The organism is Bacteroidota bacterium (assembly GCA_037133915.1).
Classification (GTDB): Bacteria; Bacteroidota; Bacteroidia; order Bacteroidales; family CAIWKO01; genus JBAXND01.
The window spans coordinates 21,599-35,450 of the sequence record JBAXND010000006.1 but is presented as its reverse complement, the minus strand read 5'-3'; the positions used below and the strand labels follow the sequence as shown (position 1 = coordinate 35,450).

At 40.5% G+C, this 13,852-nt stretch carries 11 protein-coding genes; 3 read left to right on the top strand and 8 right to left on the bottom strand.

The genetic code is table 11. The features are described from left to right. Positions 1–88 precede the first annotated feature (88 nt). The 8 genes from gwsS (WCM76_03415) to mqnB all read right to left on the bottom strand — a co-directional run bounded on the left by gwsS (WCM76_03415) (position 89) and on the right by mqnB (position 8,267). On the bottom strand, positions 89–1,156 hold the full coding sequence (gwsS, locus tag WCM76_03415) for a grasp-with-spasm system SPASM domain peptide maturase (protein ID MEI6764663.1): 1,068 nt from the start codon (positions 1,154–1,156) through the stop codon (positions 89–91). 196 nt (positions 1,157–1,352) lie between these two features. Next, a complete protein-coding gene (locus WCM76_03410; GenBank protein ID MEI6764662.1) occupies positions 1,353–2,231 on the bottom strand; it encodes an OmpA family protein in 879 nt (292 codons plus the stop codon). Positions 2,232–2,458: 227 nt separating this feature from the next. Next, a complete protein-coding gene (gene gwsS / locus WCM76_03405) occupies positions 2,459–3,526 on the bottom strand; it encodes a grasp-with-spasm system SPASM domain peptide maturase (protein ID MEI6764661.1) in 1,068 nt (355 codons plus the stop codon). Positions 3,527–3,685: 159 nt separating this feature from the next. Next, positions 3,686–4,699 carry a grasp-with-spasm system ATP-grasp peptide maturase gene (gwsG, locus tag WCM76_03400; protein MEI6764660.1) on the bottom strand — a complete coding sequence of 338 codons (1,014 nt, stop codon included), beginning with the start codon at positions 4,697–4,699 and terminating at the stop codon, positions 3,686–3,688. Next, positions 4,680–5,723 carry a hypothetical protein gene (locus tag WCM76_03395; protein MEI6764659.1) on the bottom strand — a complete coding sequence of 348 codons (1,044 nt, stop codon included), beginning with the start codon at positions 5,721–5,723 and terminating at the stop codon, positions 4,680–4,682. The genes gwsG and WCM76_03395 overlap by 20 nt, the downstream gene beginning before the upstream one ends. 66 nt (positions 5,724–5,789) lie before the next feature. Further along, the gene (locus tag WCM76_03390; GenBank protein MEI6764658.1) at positions 5,790–5,978 is read right to left on the bottom strand and encodes a hypothetical protein; all 189 of its coding nucleotides are present in this window, start codon (positions 5,976–5,978) and stop codon (positions 5,790–5,792) included. Between the two features lie 745 nt (positions 5,979–6,723). Beyond that, the gene (locus WCM76_03385; GenBank protein MEI6764657.1) at positions 6,724–7,569 is read right to left on the bottom strand and encodes a 1,4-dihydroxy-6-naphthoate synthase; all 846 of its coding nucleotides are present in this window, start codon (positions 7,567–7,569) and stop codon (positions 6,724–6,726) included. Then, positions 7,566–8,267, bottom strand: coding sequence for a futalosine hydrolase (gene mqnB / locus WCM76_03380; GenBank protein MEI6764656.1), 702 nt, complete (start codon positions 8,265–8,267; stop codon positions 7,566–7,568). Before mqnB ends, WCM76_03385 begins: the two co-directional genes overlap by 4 nt. 126 nt (positions 8,268–8,393) lie before the next feature. Between mqnB and WCM76_03375 the strand changes: the two genes are divergently transcribed. The 3 genes from WCM76_03375 (at position 8,394) to WCM76_03365 (ending at position 13,844) form a co-directional block, all read left to right on the top strand. Further along, positions 8,394–9,767 (top strand): MFS transporter, encoded by a 1,374-nt coding sequence (locus WCM76_03375; protein ID MEI6764655.1) that lies wholly within the window; start codon positions 8,394–8,396, stop codon positions 9,765–9,767. A gap of 107 nt (positions 9,768–9,874) precedes the next feature. Continuing rightward, the gene (locus tag WCM76_03370; GenBank protein ID MEI6764654.1) at positions 9,875–11,863 is read left to right on the top strand and encodes a thiol protease/hemagglutinin PrtT; all 1,989 of its coding nucleotides are present in this window, start codon (positions 9,875–9,877) and stop codon (positions 11,861–11,863) included. A 229-nt stretch (positions 11,864–12,092) separates the two neighbouring features. Then, a complete protein-coding gene (locus WCM76_03365) occupies positions 12,093–13,844 on the top strand; it encodes a C10 family peptidase (protein ID MEI6764653.1) in 1,752 nt (583 codons plus the stop codon). Positions 13,845–13,852: the final 8 nt, after the last annotated feature.

Sequence of the window (13,852 nt, the reverse complement as noted above, 5' to 3'; positions counted from 1 at the left end):
AGTAAAAAAGAATCATTGAGATTTTAGTAATTGATTCTGGGGACATTGAGCTTGTCGAAATATTACATTTCCAATGAATCATTTTCTCTCATTCTCGGGCAGGCATATCCTCTATGCTTATATATCCTTCCTCTCCCTGCCATTTGGCGATATACGGATTGTAGGTACATTTTGATGGCTGTGAGTAAATGTTTTTTTCGTCTTTTATAAACGTCCGGCAGTCAGTACACATATAGCGGAATTCGCAATCTCTGCAAACCTCAATATCATCTTTTCGGATGTTCCACAAGTCTTTGAAACCGGGCTTTGCAATGGCTTGGGCTATAGAAGTATCTCTGATATTGCCGAAACTTCGGCTCATGGCCGGGCAATTTTTAATATCGCCGTTTATATCAATACACACCTTTCGGTTCAGGCAGGTGTTGTGATGTTGGGATTCGGTGAAGAGGGAAATTGAAGTGATGAAATATGCAGGTGAAATCTTTCCGCAATCGTTTGGCGTTAGAGCTGTTTCAACGAAATGACAAAAGTTGCGAAATGCCGGACTTTTATTGTTCTTTCTTTTTGAATTGAAAACAATCAGCTTTTCAATTCGGGGATTGCGACTCAATAAACGGTCGATTTCAGGTTTACTAATCTGTGTATTTTCGGTAATAAAAATCTGAATGTTAAATATTGATGTGCTGTTTACCATGTTTAAGATACGCTCAATCATTTTCATGTTAAAGTCATGGAAACACCTTATCTGCAGAGTGTGTGAATTCAGGACGGATAGTTCATCGATAATTTTTTTATTGATGTAGAAGTCATCTTTAATATCAATTACGGCATTTGTAATCGATGACGGGGTATGAAACGACATTGACATTGGCGTAAAATGTTTTCTATACCGGCCGTCAATAATTTGTCCTAACCCATTGTTGATGAGGAATTCAAGATATGAAAGGGCTGTTTCATGGTCATTTTTAAAGTGGCGCAAAACATCTTCAATTGTCATTTTTGAAAGCATTTCCACGAACCCAATCATACTGTTCGGTACAGGCAGGTAATCCGAATATTGAAGATTATAGATAATGCTGCGCTTGTATCCTTTTACCGGAATACAATTCGCAAACATCACGAAGATATCATTCAATTGATATTTCAAACTGGACATTTTCAAAGCGTTTTCGTAATCGGTTTATAAAACCCGGTGCAAAGGTGTTTTCGGGTATTATGGACCTTTGATGGTTGGTGAAAGAAATTTACATGCGATTTTTGATACTTGACTTTTAGTGCCATAGTCCAATAAGCCGCATAAACAGGCAAATTGTTGTATTTGAATTTTTCCTGAAAACGCTGATTGTAGTCTTTCATCTTGAAAGTTTTATTTCAATTCGACGGTTTTTCTGACGACCTGCTTCGGTTTCGTTTTCGGCAAGGGGTTTGGTTGAGCCGAATCCCATTGCGCTTATTCTACTTTCAGCAACGCCTCCGCCGACCAAATAGCGTTTTACCGAAGTCGCTCTTTTCAATGATAGACTGATGTTTGCAACATCTTCACCAACGTTATCCGTGTGTCCGAAAATTTCAATTCTGCATTCTGTGTGTAACAGAAGATAATCGGTGAGGTTATCCAATGCGACAAACGAAGCAGGCAGAAGCTCGAATTTATTGGATTCGAAATAAATATTTTCAAGTACCAGAGGACGATCCTGCGCAATAGTGTCATGGTATTTCTCTACAACGACATCATCAACTAAAAAATAATCAAAATAGCCTTCACATTTTTTAGTGCCCAAATCATAAAATATTGTGTCTCTATCAGGCGTAATCAAAAAATATTTTTGGAAGCAACCTAGAAATAGTTCTTGCTCACCCCCTTTTGCTTTAAAATAGCTTGTTAACCGGTGCCATTCCGGTCTATTTCTATCATAGTTTTTTTCATTGAAAACGCCATCGGGGTAAATAAAATAGTATGGTGTCGTTTGCCCGTTCCCGATATATTTATTTTGCAATTCGACAGGATAGCGTTGGGTCGAATCACGGAAAACAACGCCTAAAACATTAATATTACAAGGATTTGTAAATACGGAATAAAAGTAGGCACTTACCTTGTAAAGCGTGTCTTTTTCCAACGGCTGTATCAATGTACCGATGAGCCCGCTTTCGTAGTGAAAGCCTGCGGCCGCTTTACCCTCATGAGGCTTGGCTTTCCATTTTTCATCGAAAGAGAAATTATTATTGCACAAACTATGGTAGTTTGTAAGGCTGTTGGAATGGCTCCAACCGGGAACAATGCTCATTTGTTTCCAATACGTAGGACAATGCGCACATTTCTCAAATCCGCAATTAACAACAAGGTTCTGGCTGTAACCCCATATTGAGGCGCCAAGTAATATTAAAACCGCGACAACTTTTTTAGTAAGATGTTTCATTGTCTTTAGTAAAGAGATCCATGTGGAGAAATCATTTTCTCTCATTCTCGGGCAGTCATATCCTCTATGCTTATATATCCTTCCTCTCCCTGCCATTTGGCGATATACGGGTTGTAAGTGCATTTGGCCGGCTGCGAATAGATATTATTTGGCTCTTTAATAAATGCACGGCAGTCGGTACACATATGGCGGAATTCACAATCTTTGCAAACCTCAATATCATCTTTTCGGATGTTCCACAAGTCTTTGAAACCGGGCTTTGCAATGGCTTGGGCTATAGAAGTATCTCTGATATTGCCGAAACTTCGGCTCATGGCCGGGCAATTTTTAATATCGCCGTTTATATCAATACACACCTTTCGGTTCAGGCAGGTGTTGTGATGTTGGGATTCGGTGAAGTGGCTTATATTGTTTGGGAAATACGCGATATCCACTACTCCGCAACTCCTTGAAGATTGAATTGTCTTTGAATAATAGATTATTTTCCCGATCTCGCCATAAACATTTTCAACTTTATCTATTGGACTGTCAAAACATTCTATTTTAGCAATCTTGTGAAAACCTTTGCATAGGGCAATATAATCCGACTCTCCTGCCAAACTTGAAAATGGCATGTTAAGCTGAATAGAACGAACAGATGTACAATTACACATTTCAAGTATTTTTCCCAACTCTTGTCGTGTAACGGGTTTGTAAAAAATAAATTGAATAAAAAAACAGTTCAACGTGTCAATCTGCGTAATTATTTTCTTTATGTATTCACCAAAGCAAGACGATATCTCAACGACTGCATTACTGATCTCTGAGGGAAAATCCCATTGCAGGTTTAATTTCGGAAAAAGTTCAATTTCATAAGATTTAAGTAGCACGCCGAGGTCCTGTTCAATCAGATAATCAAAGTATTCAAGTACAACTTGACGATCGCACTCCTTTAGCCGGTCGGTTGTTTCTTTGACAGTAGCGGAATTGGACTCTGTGACTATTGCATAAAGTTCATTGGGAATACAATGAAATTGATGTCTTTGTAAATCAACAATAGCTGATCGGCAGCTTCCTTTTACAGGAAGGCAACATGAGAATAAGTGAAAATATTTGTCAAGTTCAATCATCTTCAGAAGCGGGTAATGCTTTTATAGAATGTGTCGAAAAAAGCGTTCTCATTTTGGACTGCCAAAATACTAATCGGCTTAGATATTAAACAATTGGTATCTTCAGCAGGAATCGGTGCCCTTTGCATAATGAAGTTATAATTGAAAGGAAAATATTTTTTATTGTCTTCTGCAATCATTGGTTGTGAATGTTTGTGTTCCATGTGAAAAGAAATTTGCAATATTTTTTTCGATATAAAAATTACAAAGTTTGCTTATGAAATCGAACTGTCCTACAGGATTAACTTCAAGAAAAAAGTATTCGCCACGCGTGTCAACAATCATATCAATTGAGCCGCTTTCAAGGTTCAATCGAGTCATTAGATTTCCCAATTTGTGTTTTATTGCATCAGGGAGATTATACGCGACAATGCGATTAGGACAGTTTCCGTTCAGGTCATTATTTCTGAAATCAATTTCTGACGTTTTATCTGCCTGCGAAAAAATGGCCGCACAATAAAATGTCCCCACCCAATAAAATATTCTCAGTTCATACTTTTTGATAATCAATTTTTGAAAAAGGGAATACCAAAATCTTTCGGGACAATTATTCCCTAATTCAACCTTTTCAGTACTTGAAGAAAAATAGCCATCATGATTATGCCCTACTGAAACTAGTTCTCTGATATCTTTAGTAATTAAAGATACTTGTTGTTTTTCGAATTTTTGAATAATATCCAGAGAAGTAGTAACTAACGTTGGCGGTATTCTTAAACCTGCTTGAGCTGCTGCTCGGAGTACTGAAAGTTTATTGATATTATAAACCTTGGGATCGTTGATATGTGGCAATTCCGTAAATTGTTCATAGATATAATCGAGCAATGTTGTTCGCTGGTCATAAAAATGAGCGCACATCGCTTTTACAGTATTTTCAGGTATTTCGGGGCAGAAAGGGAAATCGCTGATATTAAAATATCCCCTGCGAAACCATACCATTTCAAATTCATGTATACTGTAATCCTTGTTATTGTAGATAAACCTGATGTCAGCATAATCAGATCGAATTTGTATTTCATCAAACAGATTTACATTATTTTGCTGGTTAATCCGCAGGTAACGTGTTCCCATATGGTTCAGCCAATTGCAAACAATATCAGTTGTAATGTCTGTTTCTTCACTTAGTATCAGAAGCATCTTTTTTTATATAATATTTCCCTTTTACTTTTTTACTATCAAATAAATCCATGATTTCTTTGGCATAGGCTTTATTTTGCTCATCATTACCTAATACTAAACTGTTGACATAAGAATTGAAAAAGTACTTATTATTGTTATTAAATTGGAATATCGTTTTTTCGGCCAGTTCATCCATGCTTTCCAAAAAGAGCTCCTTCCTTTTTTTCTCCAATTGTTTTTGTTCTTTGGGAGCTTTGAATATAATAAGCACATTGGCTATTGTGTAATAGCTGTCTGAGCCATAAATTCTGTGAGTATTTATCGTAGTGTCATTAAAATGCTGGTGCATATAGTTGCCGTCCTCTATATTTGCAAAACTTCTAGCATCAAAATTTCCGGCTAAAACTTCTTTCTTTAATATTTCTTGCATTGGGTAGATTCGCCATTGCAAATTGTGATGAATAATAATATTCAAATCGAATATACCATGAACACTTGCGCTTTGTTCGTTTATTGTCCCATAAAGCTTAAACAAATTGCATATTGCCTGCATATTGGATGAGTCTGAATAAATCACTTTTTTAACGCAGGAATCTTGATAAGTCCAGCATCCGGCTCTTCTAGGAATCTGATCCTGATTAAGGAGGCTGTCTAATTTATGTGCAAGGGTTTGATTGTATTTTGGCTTAACTGTATCCTGAATAGAAAGTAATGATTTATAAGTGCTATTATAATCCGCACTGTCAATACAATTATTAATTCTTGACCCCATTTCGCTTAATAGGACAGTATATTGAATTAACCTTTCTGGAGAGGCTTCACCGTAAAATTCACACCGGAGTGCATTTAATAGATCTATAGTGTAAGGGCTTTCATTGCATTGGAATGCCTTTCGATAGAATTTTGATGCCGCTTTTAACCGTCCTCGGCAAATTGCCAACTCTGCTTTATTTATATTTGTATAATAATTTTTAGCGTTGGATTGGCAGTATGATGTTTGCAACCAACCGAGTAAAAGGATAAAAACGATAATAGGTTTCATAACTGATTTAATTTATTTTAGAATTGCCTGGGTATGCCCAAGCAATTCTAAAAACTTTGTTATTTTTTATTTGCAGGGACTGGTCCAACCAGCGACACTATCCTCGGAATATTTGTAGGTTTCCAATGAAATGAGTCTATCGCCATCCATTGTTTTACAATCAGCGGACCAACGAACAGTACTGCCATCAGGCAATGTTCTTTGACCACGGTCTGTACCGCTTGTTACGTTTGTACCTCCTACGAGTTTCCCCATTTCGATTCTGTTCAGTATGCTAAATTTGGCATTTTTAATTGATTCCATGTTTAATAATTTTAAGTTTGTATTATGTTTTTCTCTGATTTTTTCATAGCATTTTTCCCTCTTATCCTGCGCCGACAGCTTCACTTAAAAAGTAAAACTATCGGAATTTGATATGCCTTTCTTGTGAGCATTATCTGTTTTGTTTTTCTTCTTTTTTTTTATTGAGAGCCCCGGAAGGGTCACAAGCCCAACGGGGTATAATATATCGCGGGAACAATTCCCACTTCTTTTATTGATAACGGCACAAAGCTATTACATATTGTGCTTTAAATCAACGCATTAAGAAAATATGTGAATTATGACTAACGACGATTACAGCAACGACAGGCTGAAACCGGGAATGTCTGAAATCGAATACTATCCTGCCGAAGCTGCAGAAATGTTATTCAAACTATTTTATGTGATTATTTAGACGAGCGAATACACATAAACGTACGTATTATGGATATTCGACACAGCAATCTTCATGTCCGTTTTTTGTTGTTTTTTGGACATGTAATTTCAACTTAAAACTAAAATTTTCAAATTGTCGAATTTTCGAATTGTTTTATTTTTCATTTTCAAATTAGCTAATTTTCAAATTGACTAATTGTTGAATTGTTATTTTTTCATCTTTTCATCTTTTCATTTTCAAATTGACTCATTTTCAAATTGACTAATTGTTATATTGTCGAATTGCTAACTGCTAACAGCGCCCTCATTTTCCCAAAAACAGTGACTCGGGCAGTGAATCAATGATGCCTGCGGTTTTTGCTTCCGCGAATAATTTGGTTACCGCATTGCGTCCGGTTTTGCCGAGGTCAAAAGAATACTTTGTTACATAAGTATTGATGTGCTGATAAATTACATCTTCTGAAAGCTCCTGCGCGTATTTCTTTACAAATGCATGCGATGCCAGTGGATCAAGAAATGCCTGTGCAACACTTTTATTTATTAATCTGTCTATTTTATGAAGCAGTGGCAGTTCCAATTTGCGCGAAGCAACAATGCCGCCCAGAGGTATCGGAAAATTGGTTCTGCCTTCCCAAAGTTGCCCAAGGTCTATAATCTTCTTCAAACCTTTGTTGGCATATGTAAACCTGTTCTCATGTATAATTACTCCGGCATCAACCGAGCCGTCAATGATAGCATGTTCAATGTCAGAAAAAACCAGTTCCGTAGTTTCTTTGACTTCTGAAAATGCCAGTTTTAATAACAGATTGGCAGTGGTATATTTGCCCGGAATGGCAATTTTAAGATTGGGGATATCATTGAGTTTGTAAGTGTGCTTGCTGATGAGCAGTGGTCCGCAGTTATTGCCCAGCGCACTGCCCGAATTCAGCAGAACATACGATTGAAGCATGTGCATGTATGCGTGGAAACTCACTTTGGTAACGTCAATTTCGCCGCGCAAAGCCATTTGATTCAATTGCTCAACGTCTGCCATAATAACTTCAAATTCGAGGCCTTCGGTGTCAATACGACTATTTACGAGTGCATCAAAAATGAAGGTATCATTCGGGCAGGTGGAGAAGCCCAGTGATATTTTACGTGAAGTGTTCATGATGCCTGTTGATTAAGCTCTTCAAGAATATAATCTGAGTGCAACGATAAATTTTCAAGCGCTTTTGCAATGTTCCACTGCGATTTTTCGGGCGGTGCCACATAATTTGAAACTGTCCGCACCTGCATGCAGGGCAGATTATGCATCATGCAGGCATAAAAAAATGCGGCGCCTTCCATACTTTCAGTTTCCGCTTGCGTCCTGCGTTTCAATATTTCAATGGCGTTTTCGTTACCGCTCACGGTGTTCACCGTAATTCCGACCGCCTTTTTTAATTTGTTCAACGATAACAGCTGAGGATATGAATTGTTCATGATGTTGCCGCCGGAATCCATGAAAACGGGTTTATAATGCTGTGCCATTTTCATGGAATACAGCGGTACGAAGCCATCCTCATAATCGGCACCGGTTTCTGCAAAACGGTCGCTGATGATGTGACAGGTTTCGCCAATCGGAATCTCATGGGTAAAACTTCCTGTGATACCAATATTTAAGGCAACATCAAAATGTGCCGTGGCAAGCAGACTACCCATAAAATACGTTGTTGGCACCATTCCCGGACCGGTAATAAGCAGGCGGACACCCAAGCGGTCATGACGGAAAAAAATAGATTTTCCCCAATCATTACTTATGGGAGCAGGATGTTTGAACAAACCGTTCACCTCGGCGGCTGTTGCCGCAACAATCAGGATATCCATCTTGAACACAATAAAATTCTACATCTCAAAGGTATAGAAAATCCCGAAATTATTGCCCGGTAAAATCACTGTGATGTATCTGAAAATAATTTCGTTTCTTTGTCTTTCATTAAAAAACACACAGAAATGGTTGAACAGGTACAACGTCTACTCAGTGAATCGAAAGCCGCCCGTTGGGCAGCGTTATTTGTGGTATCATTTACAATGTTTGCAGGATATTATCTTGCCGATGTAATGGCGCCGCTGCAGGGTCTATGTCGCAATCAGCTCGGATGGACCGATACGGAATATGGTTTTTTTACCAGCGCATACGGATGGTTTAATGTATTTCTGTTCTTCCTTATTATTGGTGGTATTATTCTCGACAAAATGGGTATCCGTTTTACCGGGATGGGTGCTGCGCTGATTATGGTCGTCGGCACGGCTATTAAATACTGGGCAATTTCAACTCATTCGCTTGACGCCGTTGTTTTATTCGGATGGAAAAGCCAGGTAATGGTTGCCGCTTTGGGTTATGCCATTTTTGGTGTAGGTGTTGAAGTTGCCGGTATCACTGCATCTAAAGTAATAGTCAAGTGGTTTAAAGGAAAAGAAATGGCACTGGCCATGGGCATGCAGTTATCCATTGCAAGGCTTGGTACGGCGCTGGCATTATCCACATCTCTGCCTATTGCACTTGGTACGGGCTCGGTTTCGACACCCATACTTATTTGCCTTATCATGCTTTGCATAGGCGTGCTGGCATTCTTTATGTACTCGGTGATGGACAAAAAACTGGATGCCTCTATTGCTGAAAAAATGGAAAGAGACGGTACTGCCCCCGAAGAGGAATTCCGCCTTAAAGACATTCTTAAAATTGTCCTGAACAAAGGATGGTGGTACATTGCCATTTTGTGCGTATTGTTTTACTCTGCAGTTTTTCCGTTCCTGAAATATGCTACCGATTTAATGATAAACAAATTTGGTGTTGACCCATATTGGGCCGGTTTGTTACCCGGATTATTACCGTTCGGCACAATCTTTTTCACTCCAATTTTTGGGGGTATTTACGATAAAAAAGGAAAAGGTGCGACCATTATGATAATCGGAGCCGTGATTATTGTCTGCGTACATTTGTTGTTTGCCGTTCCTATTATACATCATTGGTTCTTTGCATTCCTGCTGATGGTTGTTCTGGGTATCGGATTCTCTTTGGTTCCCTCGGCAATGTGGCCGTCAGTTCCCAAGATTATTCCCGACAGACAGTTAGGTACCGCCTATTCACTGATTTTCTGGGTTCAGAACTGGGGACTTATGGGCGTTCCTTATCTTATTGGTTGGGTGCTTGATACATACTGTATTACGAGTCCTGTTGGCGCCATCGAGAAAACTTACAGTTATACGCTCCCGATGCTCATCTTTATGTCATTCGGGGTACTGGCCATATTTTTTGCCATCCTGTTAAAGAGAGAAGACAAAAAGAAGGGCTATGGACTGGAGTTGCCGAATATCAAGAGTTAATAAATTTTGTTCCCCGCTGCTCTTTGGCGGGGAGCTTTGTTTCAAGGTGGGTTGTCTTTGGTTTGATTGAGATTAATTTTTACAGCATAAACAAAAAAATAATTAGGATGAGAACAGTTAGGAATTGCTTTGTCGCGATGTTCGCGATAATTGCAGTAAGCACAGCATTTGGTGCGCCTGTTGATGTGAATAAAGCAGGCGTTATTGCAAAGAATCTGTTTTACGAAAGAGCGAATATCAATGGTAAGATTGGCTACGATGCCATCACCATTGATCAGGTGTTTACCGAAACCCGAAATTCGCAGAACGTGATGTATATTTTCAATGTGGCCGGTGGTCGCGGATTCGTGATTATTGCCGCCGACGATATTGCTTATCCCGTTCTCGGCTATTCCGATGAAGGAAGTTATACCGCAGAAAACCGTCCGCCGGCACTTACCGCCTTGCTCAATTATTATGCTGAGCAAATTGTTTACGCACGCGAAAATTCACAGCTTCCCGACAAGGAAACGTCAGATGCATGGAGCCGGTATGCCGCTAAACGAGCCGCATCCAAAGATATTCAGGCGGTTGCTCCGCTTTGCACCACCACCTGGAATCAGGATTGTTATTACAACCAGCTTTGCCCCACTGCTTCGGGAGGTCCTTGCAACAAGGCGTATGCAGGATGCGTGGCTACTGCCATGGCACAGATTATGAAATATCATAATTATCCGGTCACCGGAGTTGGAACACATTCATATGTGCATCCGACCTACGGTACGCTTTCTGCAAATTTTGCCGGCACTACCTATGGATGGGCTAATATGCCGAATAATCTTGTATCGGGAAGTTCCGCCACACAAAAAACGGCTGTTGCTACACTTATCTATCATTGTGGTGTTGCCGTGGAAATGGATTACAGTCCTTCCGGCTCAGGCGCTTACAATGCTGATGCACCTACTGCGTTTATCAGCCATTTTGGTTATAATAATACGGCACAGTATGTTTCAAAATCGAGTTACAATAACCTGCAATGGGCCATACTGATAAAGGGCGATCTTGATAATTCGCTCCCGGTGTTGTATGGCGGTTCAGATAATACCGGAAGCAACGGACATTCTTTTGTATGCGACGGCTATCAGGGTACCGGATTATATACCGACGCCTTCCATTTTAACTGGGGATGGAGTGGCTATGATAATGGGTATTTCCTGCTCAGCAACTTAGCCACAACAAACGGAACATTCAGCTATTACTGCGATGCCGTTATTCACATCAACCATCCGGGCGGTGTCACTCCCGGAACCTGCGATACGGTAACAAATATCCTGCAGACCGAGACGCCGACCTACTATTCTTTCACGACCAAATGGGGTTACTGGACAGGAACCAACGAATACGGATGGAGTAAATTCGCCGAGAAATTCACAGGGTTGAACAATACTCTGAACGGTGTGTATATTGCTTTTGCGAAAGCCGTCAGCGCGAATCCGTCGGCACAGATTGCTGTGAACGTTTACAGCAATGGCACGCTGCCCGGCACTTTACTGAGAACAACAAATGTGACCGTAAACACGCTGCAGGCAGGATATTATAACCTTGTTTCGTTTACGCCGGCATTAACTACAACCGGCTCATTCTATATCTCTGTTGAAGTTCCCTATAATACACCTGTTGATACGGTTGCCGTGTTTGGTGCACCCTACCGGGGTACCGGCGGGCTCAATACTGCCTATGTTTTTGCAGACATTGGCAATGGGGCACAATGGTATCCGTATGATAGTATGAACACTGTTTTTACGACCTCACTTGCCTACTATGCTGCCACCTGTAACATTGTTACGGCGGTTGAGGATGCACAATCAACCGAACCGGTTATTTATCCCAATCCCGCCATTGATGAGGTTAACATTAATACAGGGCTTCCGCTGTCTGGCGAAATGCATGTGCGGATATTCAGCCTGAGCGGTGTTCTGGTAAAAGAAATAACTGTCGGGCAAACGGAGAACGGTGCCGCAACCATTGATGTGAGTGACCTTCGTCAGGGTTTATATCTTCTGGATATTGTGATTGATAAATATCATTTTTCCAATAAACTGTCGATACTCAGGTAGAAAATTTGTTCTTAAATCAAAAGGCGCGGCATTCTCTGCGCCTTTTTTTATTGCTATAACAAAGCAATCAGGTTTTTTGTCTCTTTTTTACCGGTAGTATAAGTTGTAATTTTGCGTAGTTTTAAAAGCATACTATATAATAAAACAATTTGTTAAATACCGGAATATATTTCTATTTGACCGTTCTTTTTTCAATCTTTGCAAAAGCATCCTAACCCAAGCTAAACGTATGAGAAGATTAATCCTTCTGGCAGCGGTATGTATTACCGCTATTTTCAGTGTATCTGCACAGACTGTTTCGATTGACAAAGCCCGGCAGGTGGCTAAAAATATGTATTTTGAAAGAGCCTCCATGCAAGGGCAGGTTAACGCCAAAGATATTTCTGTTGTATCGGAATACACGATTTCACAAAATTTCATGCCGGTTTATTATGTGTTCAATATTGGCAACAATAAAGGATTTGTTATTGTATCGGCCGATGAGCGCACGGTTCCTGTTCTCAGCTATGCATTTGAAGGAACTTACAGCAATTACAATCAGCCTGAGAATTTTGTATCGTGGATGAATAATTACAAACTTCAGATTGCTTATGCGCGTGATAACAACATTGCGCAAAGCGAAGAAGCCACGGCACTGTGGAATAGATATGCTGCCGAAACCATTGAGCTTTCAAAAGGCACCAATGCGGTTACGCCCTTACTTGGCGCTATCGCCTGGGACCAAGGTTGCTATTACAATGAAAAATGCCCGACGGCGCCCATGTATGGGATGTGTACCCGCTACCCGACCGGATGCGTTGCCACAGCCATGGCAATGATAATGAAATATCATGGTTGGCCGGCTCACGGTTACGGAACCCATTCTTACGTACACACCATTGCCAACGGCTATCCTAACAATTGCGGTACACTCGCCGCACCCTGCGGCACTACGAATTATGCGTGGTCAAGTATGCCAAGTGAGCTTACTTCATCATCAAGCACTACACAAAAAAATGCTGTAGCTACCCTAATTTATCATTGTGGTGTTACTATAAATACCAGTTATGATACCGACGGATCAGGCGCTTTTGTTGCCGATTGTCAGGAAGCACTGACGTATCATTTTATCTACAACGCATCTTATGAAAGCAAGTTTTCATATACCGATGCTGCCTGGAAAGCCAAAATAAAAGCCAATCTGGATGCCGCACGGCCGATACTTTATGCGGGAAGTGATCCCAGCGGCACATCGGCCGGTCATTGTTTTGTGCTCGACGGCTATCAGGGTTCCGGAAATGATTATTTCCATTTTAACTGGGGATGGAGCGGTATGTATAACAGCTATAATTACCTTTCGGCAATTACTCCGGGAGGTGTAGGAACAGGTGGCGGGAATGGTGATTTTACCTATGACCAGCAAGCCGTCATGGATATATATCCAGCAAACCCGAGCGTGCCCGTGGCTAATTTCACCGCCAATAAAACCAATATTGTTACCGGCGATTTTGTGAATTTCACAAATTCATCAACCGGCGGACTTGATTATTTATGGACGGTAACTCCCAATACCGGTCTCACCTGGATGAGCGCCACTACACCTACATCAGTTTCTCCCAGAATAAAATTCGGAACAGCCGGGAATTATACTGTAGTTCTCAAAGCAACAAATTCTGCCGGCTCAAACACAAAAACGCGTTCGAGCTATATTCATGTTTCCGGCGGCAGCGGAATTGAAGACGCCTCCATAAGCGCTCAAATAACCATAGGACCAAATCCTTCTACAGGAAGTTTTATGATAAATACAGGCGCTATCGATGCAATGCATCTGAAGGTCGATGTTTATAATTTAATTGGACAAAAGCAGTCGGGCTATTCCTGCGCAGCAACCGGAAACTCAAGCCTGCGCGCCGACCTGACCGGGCTGGCGAGCGGAATATATTGCATTGTTTTTACTTGCAGCGAAGGCAGTGCCTCGAAAAAAGTTCAGATTATACGATAATTCACCTT